The following is a 26319-nucleotide window of genomic DNA, read 5'->3' as shown; positions in this document are numbered from 1 at the left end:
GCATGAGCGACGACCGCGCGGGATCCTTGGCTGCCCCCGAGCCCGACGACAAGGACTGGACCTGGGTGCTCGACCGGCCCTGCCCCGACTGTGGTTTCGACCCCGCGGCCGTCGCGCCCGGGCAGTATGCGGATGCCATCCGCCAGGCAAGTCTGCCCTGGCAATACGTCCTCACCCGCCAAGACGTCCGAGAGCGGCCCGCGCCACGCGTCTGGTCGCCGCTGGAATATGGCTGCCACGTCCGCGATGTCTGCCGTCTCTTCGACGACCGCACCCACCTGATGCTCGACCAGGACGATCCGCCCTTCGCCAATTGGGACCAGGACGCGACGGCGATCGAGCAGAGGTATGCCGACCAGGACCCCGCCGTCGTGCGCACCGAGCTGGCGAGCGCGGCGGAGCGGCTCGCGACGACATACGCCACCATTCCCGAGCGTGCCTGGGAGCGCACCGGGCGACGCGGGGACGGCTCGGCCTTCACCGTCACGACGCTCGGTGCCTACCTGCTGCACGACCTGACCCACCACGTGTGGGATGTGCGCAGCTAGCTATGCCACCGCTGAATCTCTGGCTCGGCTTCCTCGTCGCCAGCCTGCTGCTGGCGGCCATCCCCGGGCCCAGTCTGCTTTTCGTCATCGGCCGCGCGCTCGCCGAGGGTCGGCGCGTCGCGATGCTGTCCGTGCTCGGCAACGGCCTCGGCATCCTCGCTCAGATCCTGCTTATTGCCGTGGGTCTCGGTCCGCTGGTCGCGCGCAGCGCGGCGCTCTATACGATCCTCAAAGTCGCGGGTGCGGCATATCTGATCTATCTCGGGATCACCACGATCCGGCACCGCGGCGACGCGGAGGCGGCGTTGGCGACTCTTGATGCGCAGCGCCGCCTAGCCCACCACGCCATCCGTGACGGCTTCATCGTCGGGGTGACGAATCCCAAAACCGTCGTGTTCTTCGTCGCCCTGCTGCCGCAATTCGTCGCCCCCGGGCACGGCCCAGTGCCATTACAGATGGCAGTCCTCGGCCTCACCTTCTTCGTCGTCGGCGTGACGAGTGACGGGCTGGTTGCCATGGCCGCCGGCTCGGCCCGCGCCTGGCTCGCCAGCCGCCCCCACCGCCTGCGCCGGCTCAGCGCCGCTGGTGGCGTGATGATGATCCTGCTCGGCGTCACCCTGATGCTGACCGGCCGGCCGCAGCAGGCTTGAGTCGCGGGAAAGTCGCGAGAGGTCCGGGGCGGGCGCCGATAAACTTGCCCAGTGATCGACATCAAAGTTCTTGCCGACGACCCGGATCGGGTCAAGGCCAGCCAGGTCGCGCGCGGAGATGACCCCGCGCTCGTCGACCAGGTCCTCGACGCTGACGCCAAGCGACGGGCCGCCCTGACCGAATTCGAGCAACTCCGCGCCCGGCAGAAGTCCATGGGCAAGGAGGTCGCCGCGGCGCAGGGTGAGGCCAAGCAGGCGCTGCTCGCCGAGACCAAGTCGATCGCAGCCAAGGTGAAGGAACTGGACGCGACGGCTGCCGCCGCCGTCGCCGAGCGCGACGCGCTGTTGATGTCGATCGGCAATGTCATCGTCGACGGCGTGCCGGCGGGCGGCGAGGACGACTATGTCGTGCGCGAGATCATCGGCACGCCAAGGGATTTCGCGACCGAAGGGTTCGAGCCCAAGGATCACCTGGACCTCGCCGAGGGCCTCGGCGCGATCGACATGGCCCGTGGTGCGCGGGTCGCGGGCTCGCGCTTCTATTTCATGACCGGCCCCGGGGCACGGCTCGAACTCGGCCTGCTCAATGCCGGTATGGCGCTCGCGCTTGAGCACGGTTTCGTGCCGATGATCACCCCGACTCTGGTCCTGCCGGAGGTCATGAAGGGCGCCGGCTTCATCGACCGGCACGCGGACGAGGTCTATCGCCTCGAAGCCGACGACCTCTATCTCACCGGCACCTCGGAGGTCGCGCTCGCGGGCTTCCATACCGGCGAGGTCATCGACCTCAGCGCCGGCGCGAAGCGCTATGCCGGCTGGTCGACCTGTTACCGCCGCGAGGCCGGCAGCTATGGCAAGGACACCCGCGGCATCATCCGCGTGCACCAGTTCAACAAGATCGAGATGTTCGTCTACTGCGACCCGGCCGACGCCGAGGCCGAGCACGAGCGCCTGCTCGACATGGAGCGCGCCATGCTCGCCAAGATCGAGGTGCCCTATCGGATCATCGACACCGCCGCCGGCGACCTCGGCCAGAGCGCGGCCCGCAAGTTCGACAGCGAGGCGTGGTTCCCCAGCCAGGGCCGCTACCGCGAACTCACGTCCACCTCGAATTGCACGACCTTCCAGGCTCGCCGGCTCGGCACCCGGATGCGCGGCGAGAAGGGTAATGAGGTCGTCGCGACCCTCAACGGCACGCTGGCCACGACCCGCTTCCTCGTCGCGATCCTGGAGAACCACCAGCAGCCGGATGGCTCGGTCGTCGTGCCCGAGGCGCTGCGCCCGTATGTCGGCCTCGATGTCCTGACGCCGGTCGCCTGACTCGTGCGCGACGCCCATCTGGTCGCCCTCGACATCGACGGCACGACGATCACTCACGAGGGTGAGTTGCGCGAGCGCGTCCGCTTGGCCGTCCGCCGCGTCGCCGACGCGGGTCACCATGTCGTCATCGCGACCGGCCGCTCGGTGCTCGGCACACTACCGATCCTCACCGAGCTCGGTCTCGATCAGGGGTATGCCGTGTGCTCCAATGGCGCCGTCACCATCGCCTTGGACCCCGAGCACCCGAGCGGTTACGAAGTCCTGGAAGCGGTTACCTTCGACCCGGGTCCGGCGCTGGAGTTGCTGCGGGGGGCGTGGCCGGATGCCGTTGTGGCAGTGGAGGATTTGGGCGTCGGCTTCAAAGTGAGCGCGCCCTTCCCAGATCCATTGGAGGGCGTCGTCACGGTCGTGCCGTGGGAGGAACTGCTGGCCGACCCGGTCACGCGCGTGACCTTCCGCAGCCCCACCGGGACCAGCGAGGACTTCACCAAACTCGCCGAGCGGATCGGCCTGCACGGCGTGAACTATGCCGTCGGCTTCTCCGCCTGGCTCGACATCAACCCCGAGGGCGTCTCCAAGGGCAGCGCCCTCGAACTCGTCCGACGCCGCCTCGGGGTCCAGCCGATGCATACGCTCGCCGTCGGGGACCAGCGCAATGATGTCGAGATGCTGCGCTGGGCCGCCCGCGGGGTCGCGATGGGCAATGCGCCGGAGGAGGTCAAGGCGGTCGCCGACGAGGTCACCGAAGATGTGTATGCCGATGGCCTCGCCCTCGTCCTCGACTCGCTGCCCGGTCGGCGGGGTCGGGAAGTCGCGGCGCCATGAGCGCACCTCGACCCGATCTCGTCATCTCGTCCCCGGCCAACGCGCGCATCAAAGCCGTTGTGGCGCTGCGCAATCGGCGTGACCGCGATGTGTCCGGATTGACCCGCTTAGAAGGGCGCGAGGAACTGGAACTGGCCATCGCGGCCGGTGTCCGCCCGCGAACCCTGTTCCACTGCCCGCAGTTAATGGGCCCAGGCGGGTCTGGTGACGATCTGGTCGAGCAGGTCCGCGGACTCGGCGCCGAGATCATCGAATGTTCGCGCGCGGTCTTCGAGAAGGCGAGCTACCGCGAGGGCCCGGACGGCTTCCTCGCTGTCGCCCCGAGCCCGGGGCGCGGGCTGTCCGCACTCGACATACCCACCGACGGGCTCCTGCTCGTGGCCCAGGGGATCGAGAAGCCGGGCAATCTTGGCGCGATGCTGCGCACAGCCGACGCGGCCGGTGTGGCCGCGGTGATCGCCGCCGACCCGGTCACCGACTGGGGCAACCCGAACGTCGTGCGCGCGAGCAAGGGGACGGTCTTTTCGGTGCCGGTGGCGTCCGCGACGACGGCCGAGACCATCGCGTGGCTCGCCGAGCGCAAGGTCGCACTCGTCGCGACGACCCCGGACACCGACCTACTGCATAGCGACGCCGACCTGCGCGGCCCGGTCGCGATCGCGGTGGGGACCGAGAAGTACGGCCTGGATGAGGAACTCTTCGCAGCCTCGACGATTCGCGTCCGCATACCCATGGCCGGCCGCGCCGACTCCCTCAACGCCGCGACAGCGGCCGCGATCGTGCTCTTCGAAGCAGTGCGCCAGCGCGCGGTCAGACGGTGACGTCGCCCGCGGGGGTGTTGAAGGTGACCGACATCAGGCCCGGCATACCGTGGGGCGCAATAAAGTCAAAGGCGATGACCGAACTCGTGGTCTCGGCGGGCAGACCCAGCCAGTCGGTGACGCGGTCGGGGTCGCCAGCGATCTCCAGCGACTTCATCGTGACCTCGGTCGCGGCTTCGTCGGAGGGGTGCGGCGACTCGCCATCCCACTGGACGAAGAAGGGCAGCTGCGGGTCGGCCTGCAGGCCCTTGACGCCGAGCTGACGCCACTTGAACTCGCGGCCGTCGGGCATGCGGCGATTGCCGTCGACCGCCGCGCGGCCGAGCCGCTCCTCGAGATTGGACAGGTCAACGACGCGGACGACCCAGCCAAGCCAGCCGCCACCCAGTTCGCTGCGAGCACGGACGGCCTGACCGAACGGCGCCTTGTCGGCGGACGGGTGATCGAGCACCTCGACGACCTCGACATAGCGTTCATGCGCCAGCGGCAGGATGATGTTGCGCGTGCCGAACCGGGGGTGAATGCCACCCTCGACGGGCGTCACCCCGAGCTTGGCGGCCAGCCGTTCGGCGGTCGCGTGGAGGCCATCCGACTCGGCGGCATACGACACGTGATCCACTCGCATGCGTTCATCGTTCCACACGAAAAGGGGTGCTCTTGACCACACGGGCGGCGTGCAGTAGTGCGCGACGACGGGCCGCCCGACCCTTTGAACGATCAAGAGGCACCAGCGCCCGGAGTCAGCGGCCGAAACGCCGCAACCGCAGGCTGTTGGTCACGACCAGCACGCTTGAAGCGGCCATCGCGGCGCCGGCGATCATCGGGTTGAGCAGCCCGGCCATCGCCAGCGGAATCGCGGCCGCGTTATAGCCGAACGCCCACGCGAGGTTCTGCTTGATGATGCGCAGCGTCGCGCGCGAGAGCCCGATGCCCTGCCCGATGGCGCGGACGTCCTCCCGCATCAGGACCAGGTCCGCGCTCGCCGCGGCCACATCGGTGCCCGAGCCCATCGCGATGCCGAGATCGGCCTGCGCGAGCGCGGCGGCATCGTTGACACCATCACCGACCATCGCGACGACCGCGCCGTCCTCCTGCAGCCGACGGATCATCGCGAACTTCTCCTCGGGCCGCACGCCAGCGATCACACGCTCCGCCGGGATGCCCACCTGGGCGGCTACCGCATCCGCCGTCACCTGCGAGTCCCCGGTCAGGAGGTATGCCGTCAGCCCAAGCCGGTCGAGTTCGCGCAGTGCGGCGGGGGCGTCGGGGCGCAGAGCGTCGGCGACCGTGAGGGTCGCCCGCGCCATACCGTCCCACCCGAGCCAGACCGTGGTTCCGTCCCCGCGAGCCGCCAGGTCGGCGGGGACCTGCTCAAAGAGTGTGGCGCGCCCGATGACGACCTCCTGGTCCTTGATCCGGGCTCGGGCACCGTCGCCCGCAAGGGCTGCGAAGTCGGTGGCCGCGGGTATGTCGAGGGTCCGGGCCTTCGCCGCCTCGACGATGGCGTGGGCGATCGGGTGCTCGCTGCCGGCCTCGACGGCTGCGGCGGCTCGCAGGGCGGCTTCCTTCGGGAGCGAGCCGTGCGTGGTCACATCGATCAAGGTGGGGCGGCCGAGGGTGAGGGTGCCCGTCTTGTCGAGCACGATGGTGTCGATGCGCCGGGTGTCTTCGAGCACCTGCGGGCCCTTGATGAGGATGCCGAGTTGGGCGCCGCGGCCGGTGCCGACGAGGATCGCCGTCGGGGTTGCGAGGCCGAGGGCGCAGGGGCACGCGATGATCAGCACGGCGATGGCGACGCCGAGTGCCGTTGTGGCGCTGCCGGTTCCGATCCACCAGCCCACGAAGGTCAGCAGCGCGAGGCCGAGGACGACGGGGACGAAGATCGCCGAGATCCGATCGGCGAGCCGTTCAACGCCGGCCTTGCCGGTCTGGGCGTTCTCCACCAGGCGCGCGATGCCGGCCAAGGTGGTGTCGGCGCCGACACGGGTCGCGCGGACCAAGAGCCGCCCCGCGCCATTGATCGTCCCGCCAGTCACCTCATCGCCGGCATCCACCTCGACCGGCATCGACTCGCCGGTCACCAGCGCGGTGTCGATCGTGCTGCGCCCCGTGAGGACCAGACCGTCCGTCGCGACCTTTTCACCGGGACGAATGACAAAGGTCTCGCCAACAGCCAACTGCTCGACGGGGATTCGCTCCTCAACGACCCGCCCGGAGCCATCCCGTCGTTCGATCGTCACCTCCTTGGCGGCGAGGTCGAGCAAGGTCGTCAGGGCGTTCTTGCCCTCCGCCTTGGCGCGCGCCTCCAGCCAGCGGCCGATGAGCAGGAAGGTCGTGACGACCGCGGCCGTCTCGAAGTAGACATGCACTCCATGGCCGCTATGGCTCATGTCGGTCATCGCCCGTCCGGTGAGCACGGCGATCGCCGACCAGAGGTATGCGGAGAGCACCCCGATCGAGACGAGCGTGTCCATCGTCGAGGCCAGGTGGCGGGCGTTGATCGCCGCGGCGCGGTGGAAGGGCCAGGCCGCCCAGAGCACCACCGGTGTCGTGAAAGCCAGCTGGTACCAAGCATTCCCGGGCAGGTCGCCGAGGGCCGGCACCATCGCCAGCAGCACGACGGGCAGAGTTAAGGCGGCGCTGATCAAGGCTCGGCGCTTCAGCGTGTCGGCAGGCGCGACGTCGTGGTCGAGATGATTCGTGTGTTCCGGCTGACCGTGAGCGTGATGCTCCGTCGCGGCAGTCGTGTGGTGGTTCGCGTGGCGTTCGTCGGGAGCGCTCGCTCGCGGCGGTTCGATGACGCTGGCGCCATAGCCGGTCGAGCGCATGGTGGCCAGGATGTCCTCGAGACGAATCGGGTCGTGGAAACTGACCCGAGCCTTTTCGGTCGCGAGATTGACGCTCGCGTCGACGCCCTCGAGCTTGCCGAGTTTGCGCTCGATGCGCGCGGAGCAGGAGGCGCACGTCATACCCGTGATGGCCAGGTCGACCTGCTGGGTGTCCTGGGGCATGTCAGCTCCGCACGAGTCGGGCGATGGCCGCCGATGCCTCGGTGACCTTGGCCTGCGCGGCGTCATCGGACTCGCGCGCGGCGTCGACGACGCAATGGCCGATGTGGTCTTCGACGAGGCCCAGGCTGACGGCCTGCAGGGCTCGGGTGATCGCGGACACCTGCGTGAGGATGTCGATGCAATAGACGTCCTCATCGACCATCCGCGCCACGCCGCGCACCTGTCCTTCGATGCGCTTGAGGCGGCGAAGGTAGTCGTCCTTGCTGCCGCTATAGCCAGCCATGCTGCACCTCCGTGCTGTCGTTAACTCACCCAACAGCATACCCCTATGGGGTATTCCGCACCGGAGCTGGACGTTGAGTACGACGATCGGCGGTGAATGGCCCGCCGATCGTCGTACCGAATGCAGCGAGCTAGTCCAGGTGCTCGACCAGGTCGGGGGCGAGACCGATATATGTCTGCGGGGTCAGCGTGCGCAGGCGGGCGGCGACGTCCTCGGGCAGGCCCAGCCCGTCGATGAACTCCACCAGCTCGGCCTGGCCGATGCGCCGACCTCGGGTCAGTTCCTTCAATCGCTCATAGGGATTCGCCATGCCGGGCACGCCCCGCGCCGCGAGCGCGCGCATCGCCGACTGGATGGGCTCGGCGAGCACTTCCCAGTTGGCATCGAGATCGGCGGCCATCGCCTCGGGCGCGGCGTCCAAGCCGGCCAGGCCGCGGCTTGCATTGTCGAGTGCGAGCAGCGAATGTCCCACGGCTGAGCCGATATTGCGCTGCATCGAGGAGTCGGTCAGGTCGCGCTGCTGCCGGGATGTCACCAGGGTCGACGCGAGCACATCAAGAAGCGCATTGCTCACCTCGAGATTGGCCTCAGCATTCTCGAAGCGGATCGGGTTGACCTTGTGCGGCATCGTGCTCGACCCGATGGTGCCTTGCCCCCGGACCTGAGCGAAGTAGCCGAGGGAGATATAGCTCCACATATCGGTGCACAGGTTGTGCAGGATGCGATTGAAGCGGGCTAGATCGGCATACAACTCGGCCTGCCAATCGTGACTCTCGATCTGGGTGGTCAGCGGGTTCCACTGCAGCCCAAGGCTTTCGACGAAGTCATGGCTGATCGACTGCCACGCGGCGTCGGGCACGGCGGCGAGGTGGGCGCCATACGTCCCGGTGGCGCCATTGAACTTGCCGAGGAATTCGGCGGCCTCGATGCGACGCAGCTGGCGGCGCAGCCGCCACGCGAGCACGGCCAATTCCTTGCCCATGGTCGTGGGGGTTGCCGGCTGTCCATGGGTATGCGCGAGCAGCGGCACCGCGCGCAACTCCCGGGCCATGCCCTCGAGTTGCTCGACCAGCGCGCTCGCCCGGGGCAGCCAGACCTCGCGGATCGCTCCGCGCACCATCAGGGCATAGGAGAGGTTGTTGACATCCTCGGAGGTGCACCCGAAGTGGATGAGTTCGGTCAGCGGGTCATCCGCCGCGCGGCCGGGCAGGGCGGCGAAGCGCCGCTTCAAGAGGTACTCGATCGCCTTGACGTCATGTTGCGTCTCGGCCTCGATGGCGGCGAGTTCGGCGATATCGTCGCGGCCGAATTGCTCGGGGATGGCCCGCAGGGCCTCCTGCTCAGCGGACGTCAGGGAGCCCGCGCCCGGAATCACCCCGTGATCGGTGAGGAAGATCAGCCACTCGATCTCGACGCGCAGCCGCTCGCGGTTCAGGGCGGGTTCGGAGAGGTGGTCGATGAGGGGGGCCACCGCGGGCCGGTAGCGGCCGTCGAGGGCTCCCAGGGCGACGGCATCGTCGGCGAGGCTCGGCATACGCCCCATCCTGCCAGGGGTGTATGCCGGGCCGTCATCGCGCCCGAGGGGCGGCGGTCAGTCCGCTTCCGCCGGAGCCTGCACGGCGATCAGGCCGAAGAATTCGCCCTGCGGGCCGGCGACCACCGAGGCGCGCCCGACCGGCATATCCGTCGCCGGCATCATGGCCTGCCCACCGAGTTGGGTGACCAATGCGGTGGAGGCATCGACATCGTCCACGGCGAACCAGGTCAGCCAGTGCGTGGGCGCCTCGGGCGCGTCCGGCATCGCCGTGTCATCGCAGATACCTCCGACACCGTCCTCGCTGCCCGGGAGGGCGAAGGTGGCATAGCCGTCCTCGGTCTCGCCCATCATGCCGGTGTAGGTGTAGCCATAGACCTCGGCGTAGAAGCGCTTGGCCTCGGCGTACTGGCGCGTGTGGAGTTCGTTCCAGCACAGCGTGTTCGGCTCGTTGAAAATGCCGACGCCGATGTGGGACTTAGCTTCCCAGACCCCGAAAGCGCCACCGGTGGAGTCGAGTCCGACGAACATCCGACCCACATCCGCCACATCGAAGGGCGGCATCATGACCTGACCACCGGCCGCCGTGATCTTCTCCGCGACGGCATCGGTCGAGTCGGCGGCGATATAGGTCGTCCACACCGATGGCATCGGCATACCGTCGGGCTTCGGGCCGATGCCGGCTGCGGCTCGGCCGTCCTTCATTGCCATGAGGTAGCCGCCGAACTCCTCGGGCCCGTCGGCGATTTCCCAGCCGAAGAGGCGGCTGTAGAACTCGCGGGCGGCGGTGGTGTCGTCGACCTGGCAGTCAACCCAGCAGGGCGTGCCTTCGGGCCAGGCGGAATCTCGGGTGGGCATGGGCGGACCTCCGGAGGGGAAGCGGTCGGGCAACGGGTTTGGTGCCTCGGCCATCCTGCCCCTGCCCGACTCGTGCGTCGAGTGGCGGCGGTGAGTTCCCAGGGAACTCGCAGAAGGGACCCTGGGAAGCCCTGGGTCATGTTCAATGACGGGATGGGAGTTGAGGGGTTGCGACGACTCCGGACGCGCGCGGAGCTGGTGGCGGCGCTCGGCGCGGAGGACGCCTTCGCGCGCTGGGATCCGCCGGCGAATCTCGCCGCCGGCTATGCGCTCGGCGGCGCGGTGGCGTACCTGCGGCGCTCCCACTCGGGCCGCTCCACGTTGAGCATCTGGGGCGCCGACGTCGAGCCGCTGGTCGCCGAGCTTGCACGGCAGGGCGTGCTGACGGAGTTGGCGCCCGGCTGGATCTCGCTGCCGCGCAATCAAATTCACGTTCTTGACGCGTATGTCGTCACTCGCGGCGGCGGCGAGTGGGACTGGATGTGGTGCGCCAGCTCGCCGCCGATCCAACCCGAGGAGGGTCGGGTGATCGAGCTGGATGATGTGCGCGATGCCGACGAGATCGCGCGGCTGCTGTCGGAGAATCCGCGCTCCGAGGGCTACCCGGGGCAGGGGCGCTCGGACCTCTGGCTCGGCATCCGCGACGGCGATGATGCTTTGCTCGCCTGTGGGGCGATTCACCGATTGGATTCCGGCACAGCGCATCTCGCGGGTATCCACACCGCGGAGCGAGCGCGCGGCCAGGGCCTCGGCCGCGCGGTTACGGCCGCGTTGACCCGCTGGGCGGTCGAGCGCGAGGGGGTCTGCACGCTCGGGATGTATGCCGATTCCCACCCCGCCCGCGCGCTTTACCACTCCCTCGGCTACCGCACCGACAAGGAGTGGACTAGTCGGGCTTTGGTCGCGTACCGCAACCCAGCTAGCGCGTACCTCGTTCCGCGAGAGCATCTTTGACGAACGAGACGATGCCAGGGACGGCGGCCGTGAGCTCGTCATAGGTCTGATCGAAAGCGCGCTCCGAGAAGCCGTACCACGGGTCGTCGACATCGAGGGTCCGGGCTTCAACGGCCACAGGATCGAAACTGCGAATGGTGCGGATGTGGTCGGCGTCCTCGCCCGCCATGCGCTGCAGGGAGTGCAGGTGCCCACTGTCGGCCGCGAGAATCAGGTCCCGCTCGGACAGCCACGATCGCTCGATCCGGCGCGCGCGATGAGCACCCGCGCCCCAATCAGCGTGTCCATGCCGCTGCAGCGCGGCGATGGTGCGCTTGTCGGCCGGATTGCCGGACTCTTCGGCCGAGATGCCTGCCGAGTCGACCTCGACCTGATCACCGAGGCCCTCGCGATCAAAGGCCTCTCGAAGCAGGAATTCCAGCATGGGGGAGCGGCAGATATTGCCCGTGCACACGACGACAATCCGATAGGCCACGGTCTCATTCTTCACTGAATCGCCACCGCACCCGACGTGGCCCCACATGAGAGGGGCACCTTCAGGCAGGCAGCAAGCCCAAGGCAAATCGACGGCGCTGCAGTTCCGTCAGCAGATAGGGGAGGGCTGCGACGGTGCGGCCACGGTCGATCGATTGTGGATTGGGTCCGTCGAGGTGGCCACCGTCGTGGAGCAGCAGCACCGATCCAGGGACGACAGATCGGGCAATCGCGGTGCCGGCCGCGCGTGCGGTCAGGGCAGCCGGCTGCGCCTCAAGGCAGTTGGTCCAGAAGGCGGTGCGCAGACCGAGGGCGGCGGCCTCACGTCCCACGGTCGCATTGGTCCAGCCGCGAGGCGGCCGGAACAGCCCTGAGTTCGGCAGGCGCAGCGCCGTGGCTGAGTCCTCCCAGGCGCCCAGCTCCGCGCGGACTGCCTGGTCGGGGAGTGTGTCGAGCCACAGATGGTTCTGTGTGTGGTTGGCGATTCGATGACCGCGGGCTGCGACGGTATACGCCAGCTCGGGGTATGCCTGCAGATTGCGGCCGATCATGAAGAAGGTCGCGGGCACCTCGAAGCGGGCGAGGATATCCAGGACCGTGGGGGTGTAGTCGGGGTCGGGGCCGTCGTCGAAGGTCAAGAAAGCCATCCGGCGATGTGTCGCAACGCGGCCGATGGCGTCCGGTTGGATGGCGAGCCGCCACGCGAGAGAGGAGGTATGAGGGCTGGCCGCCGCTGGCGGGCCAGCGACGCTGACGCCGATCCCGGCCAGCAAGCACGCGCCGGCCCCGACGAGCGACTGACGCCTCCCGATGATCACCTAAAGCCCCCTGCATACTCGGTATGTTGTCCAGAGCGTAAATCGTCGGGTTACCGCTGTCCAGTGGTCTGCGGGGGCAGCACCGATGACTCGGCGAAGGCGTCGTGGCCGTCCTCACGATGGCTGACCATCACCAGCGTGCGCCCCTGGGAAGCGGACACGAGATCGCCGATGACCGCGCGCGCCGTCGGGGCGTCGAGGTGCGCGACGGGCTCGTCGAGCAGGATGATCGGGCGCTGCGAGAGGATGGCGCGCGCGAGCGCGATGCGGGCCCGCTCACCGCCCGAGACGCCGCGCCCGCCGGTCCCTAGGCGCGTGTCCAGCCCGTCCACGAGGCCGTCCAGCCAGGGGCGCAGGCCGGCGCGGTGCAGTGCCTCGATGAGACTGTCGTCGTCACTGCCCGGTGCCGCGAATCGCAGGTTCTCGCGCAGGGTGGAAGCGAACAGGTGCGGGCTGTCGTCGACGATGGCGATCCGTCCGCGCGAGCCGTCGAGTGGTTCGGCGAGGGCGTCGGCACCGGCCACGGCATACCTCCCCGACGCCGGGTCGAGGTGGCGGGCGAGGACGGCGAGCAGGGTCGACTTCCCGCTGCCATTGGGGCCACTGAGCGACAGGTGGGTGCCCGCCGGGAGGTCCAGGTCGAGCTCGCGCAGCGCGAGCGGGCGATCGTCGGACCAGCGCGCGCTGACGGCGCGCAGCGCGATGTCGGGCGCGCCGTTGTGGGCCGGTTCCTGTTGATCAGGGGTATGCCGGGTGGCCGCGACGGCCGGTTCCTGCGCCAGGACGGCCCCCAGGCGCTGCGCGCTCCCGCGGGCCCGGGCGAGTGCGCGCGCGGCCTCGGCGAGAGGAGTGAGAGCGTCGGCAGTCGCCACGGGAGTGAGCACGAGAAGTGCTGCGACGGCCGGGGTATGCCGTGCCTCCCCCACGAGTGTCTGCGCGACAAACAACGTGGTCGCCCCGACGGCCAGCAGGATGCTGCCGGCCGCCACGGCTCGGCCTCGCGCCTGGCGCAGCAGGGCGGCGCGCCAATTCGACTGTGCCGCATCGAGATCCGCGAGCACTGCGGGACCTGCGCCAATGGCGGCGATCTCGCCCGCCTGCGAGGTGAGCAGGTCCGCGACGCGATTGACCTCGGCGCGCGCGGCGGTGAGCGACGGCATACCCGCCGACTCCAAGCGCAGGGCGAGCGCGCTGATGGCGGCCACCGCGAACCCCAGCAGGGCGATGGCCGCCCCGACGCGCGCATCGAACGCCGTGATGATGGCGCTCGTCAGCCCCCACGCCACGAGCGCCGAGATGCCCGGCACGGTGACGCGGATCTGCGCGCCGATGATGTCGTCGAGGTCGTCGACGACGCCTGTGAGCAGGTCGGCGCGGCCGCGCGAGCCGAGGCGTGCGGGTGTGAGAGGGATCAGCGCGTCATACGTCCGGACCCGTTGTTGCGCAAGGTCGTTCAGGGCGGCGTCGTGCGTGAGCAGTCGCTCGACATAGCGCAGCACCGGGCGGGCCATGCCGAAGGCGCGCACGCCGACGATGGCCATCAAGAGGGTGAGGATGATCGGCATCTCGCTGGCGCGAACGATGAGCCAGCCGGAGGTCGCGGTGAGCGCGATTCCGCTCGCGAGGGCGAGGCCCCCCACGAGCCCGGCGCGCACCAAGGCCGGTGTCACGCGGACGGTCCGCAGGTCGGGTCCGGTCGTCATCGTGGCCCCGCCGATCGCGTCGTATGCCGTGCTGCGCCAGCGATTTCCGGTGCGCTCAGGTCAATGTGCTGGTCGGCTAACGCCACCAGCTCCGGCCGGTGCGTGACGGCGATGACGCAGCGGCGGGTGGCGAGGTCGACGATCGCGCTGTGGGCGAGTTCGGCACTCTCGGCGTCGAGGTGGGCCGTCGGTTCATCGAGCAGGATGACCGATTCGGGAGCGAGCAGGCCTCGCGCGAGGCCGATTCGGGCTCGCTGCCCCGCGGAAAGTCCGAAGCCGTCGTCACCGATCCGCGTGGCCAGTCCGTCCGGCAGCGCGGCGACGAAACCGTCCAGGCCGACCGCGCGCAGCGCTGCCCACTGGGCGGCAGGTTCTGCGTCATTGCCGAGTGCCAGGAGGCGGCCGAGAGTGCCGGTGGGCAGGAAGGGCCGCTGCGTCACGAGGTGGCACGCGGGGGCGAGAACAGTCCCGGCATCGGGCGCGCGCAGGCCGGCGATGATTTCCAGGAGTGTCGTCTTTCCGACGCCAGATGGTCCCGTGAGCGCTGTGAGGCCTGCGTCCGACGCAAGCGAAACACCCTGGAGGACAGCACCTTCGGCTCCGGGATAGCAGTAGGTCACGTCCGACATCCGAACCGTGAAGGACTGGCTGCCTCCTGGGGAGTTGGTCGCGGACGCGGCATCGATGGCATCGGCAATCTGATCGAACGCCAGCACACCATCGGCAGCGCTGTGAAACTCCTGACCCACCCGGCGCACCGGCCAATAGGCCTCGGGCGCAAGGAGGATCGCGAGCATAGCGGTGTCGAGTGGCATGGTGCCGTGGGCCAGTCGGACACCGCAGAGCACGGCCACGATGGCCACCGAGATGGTCGCGAGCAATTCCAGCGCGCCCGTGGACAGGAAGGCCAGGCGCAAGGTGCCCATCGTCGCGGCTCGATTGCGCTCGTTGACATCGGCGATGACCGGCAGTTGCTTGCGCGCCCGCCCGTAGTTCACCAGCGTTGGCAGGCCGCGCACGACGTCGAGGAAGTGGCCGGAGAGGTCCGCCAGTGCCCGCCAGCGTTTCTGCGTCTGCTCTGCTGTCGTGCGCCCGATGAGAGCGGCGAAAAGTGGCAGCAACGGCAGGGTGAGGATGACGACCAGCGCGCTCGGCCAGTCCACGAATATCAGGGCGGCGACAGCTGCGGCGGGCACGACGGCCGCGGCGATGAGGGCAGGGAGGTAGCGGGCGACATACGGCTCGATGCTCGTCGCACCCGCCGTGGCGAGCGTCAGTCGCGTTGCGCTGGAGTCACTTCCGGTATGCGGTGCGCCGGCCCACGCGGCGAGCAACCGCCGGCGAAGGGCAGTGGAGACGGCGGCACCGGCGCGCGCCGCGACATACTCCGTGACCGCCGCGAGCAGCGCTCGGACCACGAAGATCGCGGCGAGCCAGGCCAGGGGAGCGCGCAGGCCCGTCCCGCGCGCAATCGCGACCACGACGCCGGTGAGGGCGAACGCGGTCGCGATCGTTGCGGCTCCGCTTGCCGCGCCGGCCGTCCCCAAGGCCAACAGGGGGCCACGGGCCTCGGGGACAGTCCGGATGATTCGCGGATCGAAGGGCTTCACGCCGTCTTGCTCACCCGTCAGCGGGTGCCGACGGGGACGTGGCCCGGATCCTGGGCTGCGGGAAGGTGTTCCACGCGGATGCGCTTGCGGAACACCCAGTAGGTCCAGGCCTGGTAGGCCAGGACGATGGGGGTGAAGACCAGGGCCGCGATGGTCATGATCTTCAGCGTGTAGTCCGTGCTCGACGCATTGTGGATCGTCAGGCTGAAGGCGTCATCGGTCGAACTCGGCATGACATTCGGGTAGAGCAGGAAGAAGTAGGTCGCCACGGCCGCGCCGATGGTGACGGCGGTGCCGGCGAACGCCTGCCCTTCGTTGCTCTTGGTGTTGGCCCAGATCGAGAACAGCAGGGCGACGGCGGCGATCGCGGTGGTGAGCCAGCTCCATACGGAGCCCTTGCTGATGCCGAGGACGAGCAGGAGGATGACGGCGAGGCCGGCGGCGACCAGTCCGGTCTTGGTTGCCAGCGCGCGCGCATCGGCTCGGATCGGGCCGTCGGTCTTCAGCGCCACGAAGTATGCGCCGTGGGTCAAGAAGAGCGCGACGAAGACCAGTCCACCGAGCAACCCGATTGGGTTGAGCAGGGTGACGAGGTTGCCGGTGTATTCCATGTTCTGATCGATCGGCACGCCGCGGACGATATTGGTCAGGGCGACGCCCCATAGCAGTGCCGGCAGGAACGAGCCGATGATGATTGCCTTGTCCCAGTTGGCTTTCCACGCCGCATTGTCACGCTTGCCGCGATAGTCGAAGCCCATATTGCGGACGATGAGCGCGACGAGGATGAGCAGCAGCGGGAGGTAGAAACCGCTGAAGAGCGTGGCGTACCAGTGCGGGAAGGCCGCGAAGGTGGCGCCACCGGCGGTGAGCACCCACACCTCGTTGCCGTCCCAGACGGGGCCGATGGTGTTGAGGAGCACGCGGCGGCGCTTCTCGGTGTCGTCGGCGTCGCGGCCTTTCCCGAGGATCGGGAAGAGCATGCCGACACCGAAGTCGAAGCCCTCCAGGACGAAGTAGCCGGTCCACAGCACGGCGATGAGGAGGAACCAGATCACTGCGAGGTCCATGTCTGAATCTCCTTATCTCAGTAGGCGAACTGCAGTTCGGTGTCGTCGGTCATCTGATCCGGCGACTTGGGCTGCTCGAAGGGGTCAGCGCCCTTCTTGATGTAGTCGGTGTAGAGCTTGATCTCCACGACCGCGAGGGCGGCATACAGCAGCGTGTAGACGATCATCGAGATCCAGACCTCGGCCGAGCTGACGCTCGGGGAGACGCCGGTCGCGGTGGTCATCAGGCCGTTGACGAGCCACGGTTGGCGGCCCATCTCGGTGAAGATCCAGCCGAAGCTGTTGGCGAAGACCGGGGCGAGGGGGGCGCCGAAGATCACGAGGCTCCACCACTTGCCGCGTGGGGTGCCGCCCTTGCGGGTCGACCACAGCACCGCGGCTGCGGCCGCCATCGTCACGAAGCCGAGGCCCATCATGAAGCGGAAGGACCAGTAGGTGACGGGGATGTATGGCGTGTAGGTCGCGTCCTTGACGAGGGCGCTGGAGTCGGAGCCGTATTTGGCGATCAGTTGCTCGCGCAGCGGGTTGATGCCCTCGACGGGCTTGTCCAGGCTGCCGGTGGCCATGAAGCCGAGGACACACGGGACCTTGATGGAGAACTTCTCCTTCGTGCCATCGGGGGTGCCGATGGTGAATACGGAGAACGGGGCGCAGGTGTCGCTGGTCTCATAAAGTGCCTCTGCGGCAGCCATTTTCATCGGCTGCACTTCGGTCATGATCTTGCCCTGGAGGTCACCGGAGAAGATCACGCCGAGGCTGGCGATCAGGGTCACGATGGCGCCAACGCGGGCCGAGCGACGATAGAGGGAGTTGTCGGCGGCTGGCCGGCTGCGACGCATCAGCCAGACGGAGACTCCCATGACCATGGCGCCGCCGACCATGTATGCCGAGGTGATGACGTGCGGGAAGGTCACGAGCTGGACCTTGTTGGTGAGCACGGCGAGGAAGTCGGTCATCTCGGCGCGGCCGGTGGTCGGGTTGTACTTGTAGCCAACCGGGTTCTGCATGAACGAGTTTGCCGCGAGGATGAAGTATGCGGACAGCACCGTGCCGATGTGCACGGCGAGCATCGTCAGCGCGTGGAGCTTCTCCGGCAGCTTGCCCCAGCCGAAGATCCAGAGGCCGAGGAAGGTGGATTCGAGGAAGAAGGCGAGTAGGGCCTCGAAGGCCAGCGGCGCGCCGAAGATGTCCCCGACGAAGCGGCTGTAGTCGGACCAGTTCATGCCGAACTGGAACTCCTGCACGATGCCGGTCACGAGGCCGAGCGCGAAGTTGATCGTGAAGAGCTTGCCGAAGAACTTCGTCAGGCGCAGGTAGTCAGGGTTGTGTGTGCGGACCCACTGGATGTGGAAGTAGGCCACGATCGCACTCATCCCGATGGTGATCGGGACGAAAAGGAAGTGGTAGACGGTCGTGATGGCGAACTGCCACCGGGCGAGGTCTAGGGCGTCCATCGCGTGAGCTCCGAGAGAAGGCAAATTCCGGGTATGACGAATCGACCCTAAGAAGGCCTTTTGATCGCCGCATGTGAGGCGAACCTTCGTGAGGCGGACCTTCGTGACCGATCAGACAGGCGGGGTTACTCCACGGGGCTTGACGGGGGGCGGCTAGTCGGCCCGAGATACGCCCACAGGTATGCCATTGAGGATCGCATTCCCGGTGATTGCCTCGGTGCGCTGCGGGTCGCTGAGTTCGTTAAACGACACTCCCGCAAGGGTTTTCGCGTGTTCAAGCCGTATGCCGTCCGCCCTCGCGTGGCCATATCCGTGCGGTAGACAGACCACTCCCGGCATGACGTCGTCGGTCAGGTGGCAGTCGATGCTGACCTTGCCCGCGGCGGATGTGATGTCGACAACATCTCCATCGCGGATGTCCCGCTCGGCCGCGTCGGTGGGGTGGATGAGCAGGCGGTGGCGGGGTTTGCCGCTGGTCAGGCGCGGGACATTGTGCAGCCAGGAATTGTTGTCGCGCTGGGCGCGCCGGCCGATGAGGAGCAGCTCATCACCCACGCCGTTGTGCGCGGTCGCCCCGGCTGCATCCAGGGCCGCGATCGCTTGGGTGATGAGGGGCTGACCGAGGTGGACGAGTTTGTCCTCGGTGTAAAGGCGCTGGGGGAGGCGGGGTTCGAGCGGTCCGAGGTCCGCTCCGCCCGGGGTCTGCGCCAACTTCTTCACCGACAGGCCGGTGCCCAAAGCCTTGAGGAGCAGGTCGACCTGCTGCTTGGGCGTGCTGCGGAATCTCGCTTGTGCCTCAACAGTTTTGGGCAGGTCCTTGACGGCTGTCGCGGCCGTGTTGGCCAGGCCGGTCAGCCCTTCGGCGTCGGCAAGAGCCTTCTTCTCGCGCAGGGTCACGATCCGCAGCGCCAGTTCCTTGGCGATCTCCCAGTCGTGGCGGGCTTCCTCCGGCTTGTCGAAAAGCGCGCTGGACCAACGGGCGGTGTTGCGCACCGCGAGCAGGTGGAAGACGAGGTCGTAGTGGTCGCGCTCGAGGGGACCGGTCGGCGGGAGGATGACATCGGCATACCGGCTGGTCTCGGTGATGTAGAAGTCGATGGCGACCATGAAATCGAGCCCGGCCAGCGCGTCGCCGAGGTCATCGCCGGCGGGGGTCGAGGAGACCGGATTGCCGGCGAGACAGACGAGCCCCTTGATCTGGCCGTCCCCGGGTGTTGAGATCTCTTCCGCAAGAACGGAAACGGGAAGTTCGCCGCCGAACTCGGGCAGGCCGCGGACGCGGGAGGACCAGGCGCCGAGGTGTCCGGCGCCGAGCATCCGCTTGCCGATCAGGTCGATCGCCGGGGTGGTGAACATCGTGCCACCGGGGCGGTCGAGATTGCCGGTGAGGGCGTTGATGCACTGCACCGCCCACTGGCAAATGGCGCCATGCTCCTGCGTGGAGACGCCCATCCGTCCGTGCACGGCGGCGCTCTCGGCGCTCGCGATCTGGCGAGCGAGGGCGATGATCTCGGCGGCCGGCATACCGCTCATGGGCTCGGCGCGATCGGGGGTGAACGGGGCGACGGCGGCGGCGACCTCGGCGAGGCCACGGACATACTCGGCGGGCTTGGTCAGGCCCTCGGTGGTGAGGACGTGGAGGATCGCGAGGAGGACATAAGCATCGGTGCCGGGACGGATGAAGTGGTGCGCGTCGGCGACCTTGGCCGTCTCGGTGCGCCGCGGGTCGAGGACCACGAGCCGGCCGCCGCGGGCCTTGAGTTCGCGCAAGCGGCCGGGGAAGCCGGGGACGGTCATCATCGAGCCATTGCTAGCCATCGGGTTGTTGCCGATGAGGACGAGCAGTTGGGTGCGGTCGATGTCCGGGACGGGCAGCAGGAATTGGTGGCCATAGAGCAGCATCGCGTTCAGGTGATGCGGGAGCTGATCGACGCTGGTGGCGCTGAAAGTGTTGCGCGACTTGATGGTTCGCACGAGGTTCACGCCGTGGGTGAGCGCCCCGAGGCTGTGGACATTCGGATTTCCGAGGTATGCCGCGACCGCGTCCGCCCCGTGCTCCGCCTGGATCGCGACGATGCGCTCGGCGACGAGATCGAAGGCCTCATCCCAGCCGATCGGCTCCCAGGTCGCGTCCGCGCCGGGCGCGCCGACCCGGCGGACGGGGGTGCGCAGGCGATCGGGATCGGTGTGAAGGTCTTGGAGCGCAATGGCTTTGGGGCAGATGTGGCCGCGCGAGAGCGGGTCCTCCTTGTGGCCGCGGATGCTTACCACGGTCGGCCCGTCAACCTTGACCTCCAGCCCGCAACTCGCCTCGCATAGGACACAGGTGATGTAGCGGGTCTCTTCGGCCATGCCTGACAGTCTTCCACCTGGACCGGTGCCTCGCCCGCGGCCCGAGCTTGTGGTGAGCGGCCGCCCGCCCGCCGCGCCAATCACCGTCCCACCGGCGCGGGCCGTGGGGGGCTGTCGGTGCCCTCCGATAGCCTGGGCAGGGCATCGCCTCGACGTCATCGTTGTGACGCGAATAGTGTTGATGCGCAAAGATATTCGAGCAATAGAGGCTTGTTTTCCGAGTGCTTTTCCGGTAGTGTGGTGAGTCACGACTGGGGGTGTCAGCGGCGATGATGACGGCAGTGTCAGAGCATATGGTCGAGGGGTTACGCGGCCTCGCGGAGCAGGTGTATGCCGTGTCCGCCGAGCCCTCCACGGCGCGTGATCGTGCCGGCTGGGTGCAGTTGGTCGCCGAACTTCAAGGTTTGCTCAACACTCTGACCGGAGCTCAGGATCAGGCGATCGTTCGCGCCGTGGCCATCGATCAGGACTGGGACCAGGACGGCGTCATCGTCGAGACGCATCGGGCGCTCGGGCACATCAGCCTCGACGGTCCCGACCTCGTTGCTGCTCGACTGCGGATCCCCCATACGCTGGTGCAGAGTCGAGTCGAGACAGCGGTTCGGGTGGCGGCGGGTCGGCAGCCGCGGTATGCCGAGGACTCGCTCTCACCCACGGCGGCGCCGGATGCCGGGCCGGGTCAGCCGACGGGTCTGGGTGCGGTCGCGACGGCGATGCGCGAGGGACGTCTGGATGGTTATCGCGCCAAAGTTCTCGCCGAGGAGTTGGCCGATGCGCCCGCGGAAGCCGCCGCTCTCGTGATAGCTCGCCTTGGGGATCGACTCGATCGCTGCACCGGATCGCAACTGCGGGGGCACACGCGCAAACTGCTGGCCCAGATCGACCAGAGTGCCTTGAAGCAGCGCATCGAGCGAGCGCGCGCCGACATCCGCCTCCAACGGCGGGTCTCAGATCCGGGCGTCGATAGCTGGTCCGCCTTGCTGCCGGCCGAGTCCGCACTGCCCGCCTGGGCTGCTGTCGACCAACTCGCTCTTGAGTATGTTCAAGCGGGCAAGTACCCCACGATGGCCGTGGCCCGCGCCCACGCGATGATGGACCTGATCACGGGCAATGCGACGGTTGAGGTTCAGGTGCACCTCACGGTCCCCGCCGATGCCCTCCCGACCGATGGCGAGATGCCCGTACCGCCGCCCGCTGATCCTGGGCCCGACTGTCCAGGTGCAGGTTCTGATCTTGCGGCCGGTTGCGGAGTTGACCGGGCAGCGAGCGCCCCGGTTGCAGCGGCGTGGGCGAGCGCGGAGGCCGGGCTGGTTGAGGCGACGCCGATCGGGAAGACCGAGACGGTCTTGTTGGATCGCGAATGGTTGCGAACGAGCGCTCTGGTCACGCGGCACATCCAGCCGTGCGATCCAGACACCGGAGCCCTCCGATTCCACGGCGACAACCTGGCGGAGGGAGACGCCACGGCCCGCTATCGGCCCGGCGAGCGGCTCATCGCCCACGTCAAAGCCCGCGACGGGCGATGTCGATTCCCCGGCTGCACCATCAACGCGCGATTTTGCGACGTCGACCACGTCCGCGCCTGGCCCGACGGCGCGACCGGGCCGGACAACCTCATGTGCCTATGCCGTCGGCACCACCGGATCAAGCAGTCACCCGGGTGGCAGGTGCGGCTCGATACGGGAGCAGTTGCGCGATGGCGCGATCCCACGGGGGTCGAGCACACGACATACCCTCTGGATCGGCTCACCGCGGCCCGCGTCGCGTTCGACAAGCCTTGCCCGCCAACGGCATTCACGCAGCCGACGCCTCGTTGCCAGCCTATGACCATGCTCGAGTACTCCCTCGAACACCAACTCGCCCACCACGAGGCCATGCAGGAGGACTTGGTCCGCCATGCTCGCGCTCTCTCGCTGGACGTCCGACCCAAGGACACGGTCTTGGAGCGGTCCGACCCTCGAACGCCCTCGGCGATACGGGCGCTCTCGGGCCTGCGCGTGCTCCGCGTCACCCTCGCCGAACTCGACGATCTCGACGTGGGCGGGTGCCTACGTGACGAGCCGCCCTTCTGATGTCGCACCCAGGAAGTCGGCGACCATGTCGATATAGGCCTGGCGGTCCTGGAAGTAGCCGCCGCAGTGATCGGCGCCGGGGAAGATGTGGAGGGTCGGCTTGGGCTCCCCGGCAGCGGCATATAGCCGCTGCGCGTGCTCCACGGGTATGACGCGGTCCTGGTCGCCGTGCATCAGCAGCACCGGCCGCGGGGCGAGGTCGGCGAAGCGATCGATGGGGGAGACCTCGCCGAAGGCATAGCCATAGCGCCACTGGGTCGCGCGATCGGTCAGCCAGAGCAGCGGCACCGGCGGGAGTCGCAGTTTGCCGATGGCATTGCGGATGACGCCATGCAGATCGGCGAAGGGCGAGTCCAGGACGAATGCCGCCACGCGCGAGTCACCCGACCCGACCAGGATGCTCACCGCGGCGCCCATCGAGAAGCCCACGAGGACGAGCGCCGCGTCCGGGCGGCGAGCGACGGCATACTCAATCGCCGCCCGCAGGTCGGCTTGCTCGTAGTGCGCCAATGACTGCGGCCCATCCTGGGAGTCCCCATTGCCGCGAAAGTCAAAGAGCAGCACAGTATTTCCCGCGCGCCACAGCCCCGGCCCAATGCCCAGCATGTCGGACTTGTTGCCGCGGTGCCCGTGGCTGACGATGACGACGCGCTCGCTGTCGGGCCGGTCCAGCCACCACCCGGCAAGCTGAGTCCCATCGTCGGCAGTGAAGCTGACATCTTCGGACGACGCACCGACCTCGAACGGGCTGAACCGGTAGTCCGGCCACGGCCGTTGCGGTCCACTGATCTGCCGCGCACCCGCGAGGACCCCCGCCACCAGCCCCGCGCCAGCAGCCGCGACGAAGCCAACCGCGCCCGCGGCGCCCTTGCGACCCACCCGGGTCAGCCCTCGTAGCCCGTCGGGTTCGCCGACTGCCAGCGCCAGGTGTCGGCGCACATATCGTCGATCGTTTTGCATGTCTGCCAACCCAATTCGGCGTTCGCCTTCGCCGGGTCCGCCCACGACTGCGGCTGGTCGCCGGCGCGGCGCGGGCCCACGTCATACGGCAGTTCGCGCCCGACGGCGCGTTCGAAAGCGTGCAGCATCTCCATGACGGAAGTCCCCTGCCCGGTGCCGAGATTCCAGATCGAGACCGGCTCCTGCGTGCTGGCGAGTTTGTTGAGCGCGGCGACGTGACCGGCGGCGAGGTCTTCGACGTGGATGTAGTCGCGCTCGCAGGTGCCGTCGGCCGTGGGGTAGTCGTCGCCGAAGACTGTCAGCTTGTCGCGGCGTCCGACCGCGACCTGGGCGATGAAAGGCATCAGATTGTTGGGGATGCCCTGCGGGTCCTCGCCGATGGTGCCGGAGGCATGCGCGCCGACCGGATTGAAGTAGCGGAGCAAGGCCACTCGCATCTGCGGATCAGCCGCCGCCACATCGGACAGCACGTGCTCGATCATCACTTTGGTGCGGCCATAGGGCGAACTCGACTGCAGCGGAGCGTAATCCTCGCGATAGGGCAACGGAGCGTGCTCGCCATAGACCGTCGCGGACGACGAGAAGACCAACAAGTTCACGCCGTGCCGACGCATGGCGCGCACGAGCGAGAAGGTGGAGTCGAGGTTGTTCTCGTAATACTCCAGCGGGATCTGAGCGCTCTCCCCGACGGCCTTCAGTCCGGCGAAGTGGATGACCGCATCGAAGGCCTCGTCGGCGAACAGCCGCTCAGTCTTGTCTCGGTCGGTCAGGTCGAAGGCGTGCACCGGCAGATGGCGCCCGGTCAGCGCCTCCAGCCGCCCGATCACCGCCGGCTTGCTGTTGGCGAATGAATCGACGATGACCACGTCATGACCGGCTGCAACCAGCTGAACGACGGTATGGGAGCCGATATAGCCGGCGCCGCCGGAGACGAGAACACGCATGGCTCAACCGTATGCGACCCCAGCGGCGCCGTGCGCCGACTGCGAGCCCGCCCTACAGTTGCGGCGTGGGGATCAGGGTGCAGCCGGGCCGTATGCCAGCCGCGAACGCCTTCCTCGTGCTGGCCCTGACCGCCACAGGAATCAGCAGCACCTACATCGCCCGCACGGCGGCGCCCAACCCGCCAGCCGCGCGCTTCTTCACCACCGACCCGGCCTGGAGCGTGCATACCCCCGGCAGCGGCACGCCGGACTGGGTCGCGTCCGCCGTCCGCGCCCCGGGGTTGGAGTTCGTCGGAAGCCTGCCCCCGGTCATGGCGAACGCGGTCCGCGAGGTGGCGGCACGGCATACCGACTCCGCGGTGTGGACAAGCGTCACCACCTTGCGGCACCGGGACGGCCAGCACTACAACATTCCGGAAGTCTTCGTCGCCAGCAGCGAGGGCATCGTGCAGCCGATCGCCCCGAGCACTCTCCCGCTGCCCCTGCTGTACCAGCCCGCGATCCAGGTCCTTCCAGCCCGAATCGCCATGGGAGAGAAGTGGTCCCAACTCGGGCGCTCGTCATACGCCGGCATCGAGATCACCAGCTACACCGCTGAAAGCGAGATCACCAAGGTTGGCAACGACGGGTGTGTCGAAGTCCGCTCCCGCACTACGTTGACTCCCACCGACGACGGCTCCGATCTCGGCGCCACGCCTTTGGACGACACCAACACGACGACCTACTGCCCCGGTGAGTGGTCGGTCCGCACAACCGGCGGGTCCGGCGATCAGCAGACCGTCGACGCCGCCGATGCTGTGGCAACGATGGCGGACTTCGCTGCGCCGCAAGCGAATACGGGATCGGACCTGGCCGTCGGCACCGACACGCTCTTCACTCGGCCCACCCCCGGTGCGGCGAGCACCGACCCGCTCGTCATGCCATCGGCCAATGTCGTCCTCGATGCCGAGGGCGCCAGCCAGGTCATGTCCGCCGTGGTCGCGGACGGACCGCTGGCCTTCCCCGTTTGGCGGGTGCCCGCCGCCGCGCCCTTCATCGCCGCCCCGATCCAGGCCGGGAAGTTCGCCGTGCTCGCCGACAGCGCCGGCGTTGTGACCGGGGTCGAGCCGGCGACCGGGTTCGTCCATTGGCAGGTGCGGCTCGACAAGACAATTCGCAAGCTCGCCACCGAGCCGGAGGGCCGCCTTGTGGGAGTTCTCGACGCTCTCGGCCGCATCACCGTGCTTGACGTAGAGACCGGCACTCGCGTAGCGCAGGTCCAGGGTGCCGCGAATGATCGTGGCCTAGCCATGCCGGATGGTGGGTTGGTCGTCTCCGGTGGCGAGGGCGGCCTGCGGGGCGTGCGCATCGCGGCGTCCTCGGCCGCGGATTCCGTCACCTTCACGACGGGGGAGGCGTTGCTCGCCGGGCCGGTCGTCACGAACGGCCGTCTCGTCGTGGCGACGGATCGCGGGGAAGTGGTTGCCTCCTCTCTGGCGGGCGATGAGCTGGCCCGCCGGTATGTCGGCTTCACCGCGGTCGATGCGCTGACCGCTGGTGACGGCGTCGTCGCCATCGCTGCGCGCGGACGCATCACGGTGCTGGACGATGCCCTGAATATCACTGGGCAGCAGGGCGGTTCAGCGGATGCCCTGACGGTCGGGACCAGCGCGGACGGCAAGCCTGTGGTGACGGCCACAGCGGCCGACGGGACCTTGCGGGTGTTCGGTCGCGATGGGCAGCTTGTATGGCGTGGCCACGCCACCGTGCAGACCCCAACCGGTCCGTCCGTCCTCAAGGCCGCGGCGCAGACGGTCGACGGCGTCACGTATGTCTCCTCCGCCACTGGCGTCGAGCGCTTCGCTGGGGACTCCCGATGACGGAACATCCCCTCGAGTCGCATCCCCTCGAGTCACATCCCCTGGAGTCATTGCCCCCGTCGGATGCCGAGCGTGGCGCGCAGCCCACCCGCGGTGACGTAATCCGGTCGAGCCCAAGCCTCAGATCAGCGCTCACCCCCGAGCCGGGTGCCTCCATCGTCCTGCCTCGGCGCCCACCCCGTGTGGGTCAGCTCATTGGCCG

At 68.3% G+C, this 26319-nt stretch carries 22 protein-coding genes; 8 read left to right on the top strand and 14 right to left on the bottom strand.

Annotation, left to right across the window (positions count from 1 at the left end; translation table 11 throughout):
• Positions 1-2 precede the first annotated feature (2 nt).
• From ABD225_RS15250 to ABD225_RS15230, 5 genes are read left to right on the top strand one after another with little or no spacing between them, the layout of a single operon-like run.
• Complete coding sequence (locus ABD225_RS15250; protein ID WP_344087332.1) at positions 3-548, top strand: DinB family protein; 546 nt, start codon at positions 3-5, stop codon at positions 546-548.
• Between the two features lie 2 nt (positions 549-550).
• Positions 551-1198: a LysE family translocator gene (locus ABD225_RS15245; protein ID WP_344087329.1), complete on the top strand. Its 648-nt coding sequence runs from the start codon at positions 551-553 to the stop codon at positions 1196-1198.
• Between the two features lie 51 nt (positions 1199-1249).
• Positions 1250-2518 carry a serine--tRNA ligase gene (gene serS / locus ABD225_RS15240; RefSeq protein WP_344087326.1) on the top strand — a complete coding sequence of 423 codons (1269 nt, stop codon included), beginning with the start codon at positions 1250-1252 and terminating at the stop codon, positions 2516-2518.
• Positions 2519-2521: 3 nt separating this feature from the next.
• The gene (locus ABD225_RS15235; protein WP_344087323.1) at positions 2522-3343 is read left to right on the top strand and encodes an HAD family hydrolase; all 822 of its coding nucleotides are present in this window, start codon (positions 2522-2524) and stop codon (positions 3341-3343) included.
• Positions 3340-4164: an RNA methyltransferase gene (locus ABD225_RS15230; protein ID WP_344087320.1), complete on the top strand. Its 825-nt coding sequence runs from the start codon at positions 3340-3342 to the stop codon at positions 4162-4164. Before ABD225_RS15235 ends, ABD225_RS15230 begins: the two co-directional genes overlap by 4 nt.
• Here ABD225_RS15230 and ABD225_RS15225 read toward each other — a convergent pair.
• The 5 genes from ABD225_RS15225 to ABD225_RS15205 form a co-directional block, all read right to left on the bottom strand.
• Positions 4154-4789, bottom strand: a complete 636-nt coding sequence (locus tag ABD225_RS15225; RefSeq protein WP_344087317.1) for a VOC family protein — start codon at positions 4787-4789, stop codon at positions 4154-4156. The genes ABD225_RS15230 and ABD225_RS15225 overlap by 11 nt on opposite strands.
• A gap of 115 nt (positions 4790-4904) precedes the next feature.
• Positions 4905-7175: a heavy metal translocating P-type ATPase gene (locus ABD225_RS15220; RefSeq protein ID WP_344087314.1), complete on the bottom strand. Its 2271-nt coding sequence runs from the start codon at positions 7173-7175 to the stop codon at positions 4905-4907.
• A gap of 1 nt (position 7176) precedes the next feature.
• A complete protein-coding gene (locus ABD225_RS15215) occupies positions 7177-7458 on the bottom strand; it encodes a metal-sensitive transcriptional regulator (RefSeq protein WP_344087311.1) in 282 nt (93 codons plus the stop codon).
• A 130-nt stretch (positions 7459-7588) separates the two neighbouring features.
• A complete protein-coding gene (gene purB, locus ABD225_RS15210) occupies positions 7589-8992 on the bottom strand; it encodes an adenylosuccinate lyase (RefSeq protein ID WP_344087308.1) in 1404 nt (467 codons plus the stop codon).
• A gap of 57 nt (positions 8993-9049) precedes the next feature.
• A complete protein-coding gene (locus tag ABD225_RS15205) occupies positions 9050-9850 on the bottom strand; it encodes a VOC family protein (RefSeq protein WP_344087305.1) in 801 nt (266 codons plus the stop codon).
• Between the two features lie 153 nt (positions 9851-10003).
• Between ABD225_RS15205 and ABD225_RS15200 the strand changes: the two genes are divergently transcribed.
• Complete coding sequence (locus tag ABD225_RS15200; RefSeq protein ID WP_344087302.1) at positions 10004-10804, top strand: GNAT family N-acetyltransferase; 801 nt, start codon at positions 10004-10006, stop codon at positions 10802-10804.
• On the opposite strand, the gene ABD225_RS15195 is transcribed toward ABD225_RS15200, so the two are convergent.
• The 7 genes from ABD225_RS15195 to ABD225_RS15165 form a co-directional block, all read right to left on the bottom strand.
• Positions 10770-11279 carry a low molecular weight protein-tyrosine-phosphatase gene (locus ABD225_RS15195; RefSeq protein ID WP_344087299.1) on the bottom strand — a complete coding sequence of 170 codons (510 nt, stop codon included), beginning with the start codon at positions 11277-11279 and terminating at the stop codon, positions 10770-10772. The genes ABD225_RS15200 and ABD225_RS15195 overlap by 35 nt on opposite strands.
• A gap of 61 nt (positions 11280-11340) precedes the next feature.
• Entirely contained in the window at positions 11341-12096 is a 756-nt protein-coding gene (locus ABD225_RS15190; protein ID WP_344087296.1) for a polysaccharide deacetylase family protein, read from the bottom strand.
• 50 nt (positions 12097-12146) lie between these two features.
• Entirely contained in the window at positions 12147-13799 is a 1653-nt protein-coding gene (gene cydC, locus ABD225_RS15185; protein ID WP_344087293.1) for a thiol reductant ABC exporter subunit CydC, read from the bottom strand.
• Positions 13796-15409 (bottom strand): thiol reductant ABC exporter subunit CydD, encoded by a 1614-nt coding sequence (gene cydD / locus ABD225_RS15180; protein ID WP_344087290.1) that lies wholly within the window; start codon positions 15407-15409, stop codon positions 13796-13798. Before cydD ends, cydC begins: the two co-directional genes overlap by 4 nt.
• A gap of 17 nt (positions 15410-15426) precedes the next feature.
• A complete protein-coding gene (gene cydB, locus ABD225_RS15175) occupies positions 15427-16476 on the bottom strand; it encodes a cytochrome d ubiquinol oxidase subunit II (protein ID WP_344087287.1) in 1050 nt (349 codons plus the stop codon).
• Positions 16477-16493: 17 nt separating this feature from the next.
• Positions 16494-17930 carry a cytochrome ubiquinol oxidase subunit I gene (locus ABD225_RS15170; RefSeq protein ID WP_344087284.1) on the bottom strand — a complete coding sequence of 479 codons (1437 nt, stop codon included), beginning with the start codon at positions 17928-17930 and terminating at the stop codon, positions 16494-16496.
• A 153-nt stretch (positions 17931-18083) separates the two neighbouring features.
• On the bottom strand, positions 18084-20282 hold the full coding sequence (locus ABD225_RS15165; protein ID WP_344087281.1) for a molybdopterin-dependent oxidoreductase: 2199 nt from the start codon (positions 20280-20282) through the stop codon (positions 18084-18086).
• A gap of 281 nt (positions 20283-20563) precedes the next feature.
• Between ABD225_RS15165 and ABD225_RS15160 the strand changes: the two genes are divergently transcribed.
• Positions 20564-22354: an HNH endonuclease signature motif containing protein gene (locus tag ABD225_RS15160; protein ID WP_344087278.1), complete on the top strand. Its 1791-nt coding sequence runs from the start codon at positions 20564-20566 to the stop codon at positions 22352-22354.
• Here ABD225_RS15160 and ABD225_RS15155 read toward each other — a convergent pair.
• Together ABD225_RS15155 and galE are read right to left on the bottom strand one after the other, a co-directional pair.
• On the bottom strand, positions 22331-23293 hold the full coding sequence (locus tag ABD225_RS15155; RefSeq protein ID WP_344087275.1) for an alpha/beta hydrolase: 963 nt from the start codon (positions 23291-23293) through the stop codon (positions 22331-22333). The two genes, ABD225_RS15160 and ABD225_RS15155, sit on opposite strands and share 24 nt — an antisense overlap.
• A complete protein-coding gene (gene galE, locus ABD225_RS15150) occupies positions 23239-24258 on the bottom strand; it encodes a UDP-glucose 4-epimerase GalE (protein WP_344087272.1) in 1020 nt (339 codons plus the stop codon). Before galE ends, ABD225_RS15155 begins: the two co-directional genes overlap by 55 nt.
• Positions 24259-24323: 65 nt before the next feature.
• On the opposite strand from galE, the gene ABD225_RS15145 reads away from it, so the two are divergent.
• Positions 24324-26117, top strand: a complete 1794-nt coding sequence (locus ABD225_RS15145) for an outer membrane protein assembly factor BamB family protein (RefSeq protein WP_344087270.1) — start codon at positions 24324-24326, stop codon at positions 26115-26117.
• Positions 26118-26319: the final 202 nt, after the last annotated feature.

It is taken from the genome of Nostocoides veronense, assembly GCF_039531185.1.
Classification (GTDB): Bacteria; Actinomycetota; Actinomycetes; order Actinomycetales; family Dermatophilaceae; genus Nostocoides_A; species Nostocoides_A veronense.
This window is presented reverse-complemented; position numbering and strand designations above follow the sequence as displayed.

What these genes read in the sequence shown, in the direction of transcription:
- ABD225_RS15250 (WP_344087332.1), top strand. Translation starts at nt 3, where the DNA reads ATGAGCGACGACCGCGCGGGATCCTTGGCTGCCCCCGAGCCCGACGAC.
- ABD225_RS15245 (WP_344087329.1), top strand. Translation starts at nt 551, where the DNA reads ATGCCACCGCTGAATCTCTGGCTCGGCTTCCTCGTCGCCAGCCTGCTG.
- ABD225_RS15230 (WP_344087320.1), top strand. Translation starts at nt 3,340, where the DNA reads ATGAGCGCACCTCGACCCGATCTCGTCATCTCGTCCCCGGCCAACGCG.
- ABD225_RS15225 (WP_344087317.1), bottom strand. Translation starts at nt 4,789, where the DNA reads ATGCGAGTGGATCACGTGTCGTATGCCGCCGAGTCGGATGGCCTCCAC.
- ABD225_RS15220 (WP_344087314.1), bottom strand. Translation starts at nt 7,175, where the DNA reads ATGCCCCAGGACACCCAGCAGGTCGACCTGGCCATCACGGGTATGACG.
- ABD225_RS15215 (WP_344087311.1), bottom strand. Translation starts at nt 7,458, where the DNA reads ATGGCTGGCTATAGCGGCAGCAAGGACGACTACCTTCGCCGCCTCAAG.
- purB (WP_344087308.1), bottom strand. Translation starts at nt 8,992, where the DNA reads ATGCCGAGCCTCGCCGACGATGCCGTCGCCCTGGGAGCCCTCGACGGC.
- ABD225_RS15205 (WP_344087305.1), bottom strand. Translation starts at nt 9,850, where the DNA reads ATGCCCACCCGAGATTCCGCCTGGCCCGAAGGCACGCCCTGCTGGGTT.
- ABD225_RS15200 (WP_344087302.1), top strand. Translation starts at nt 10,004, where the DNA reads ATGGGAGTTGAGGGGTTGCGACGACTCCGGACGCGCGCGGAGCTGGTG.
- cydC (WP_344087293.1), bottom strand. Translation starts at nt 13,799, where the DNA reads ATGACGACCGGACCCGACCTGCGGACCGTCCGCGTGACACCGGCCTTG.
- cydB (WP_344087287.1), bottom strand. Translation starts at nt 16,476, where the DNA reads ATGGACCTCGCAGTGATCTGGTTCCTCCTCATCGCCGTGCTGTGGACC.
- ABD225_RS15170 (WP_344087284.1), bottom strand. Translation starts at nt 17,930, where the DNA reads ATGGACGCCCTAGACCTCGCCCGGTGGCAGTTCGCCATCACGACCGTC.
- ABD225_RS15165 (WP_344087281.1), bottom strand. Translation starts at nt 20,282, where the DNA reads ATGGCCGAAGAGACCCGCTACATCACCTGTGTCCTATGCGAGGCGAGT.
- galE (WP_344087272.1), bottom strand. Translation starts at nt 24,258, where the DNA reads ATGCGTGTTCTCGTCTCCGGCGGCGCCGGCTATATCGGCTCCCATACC.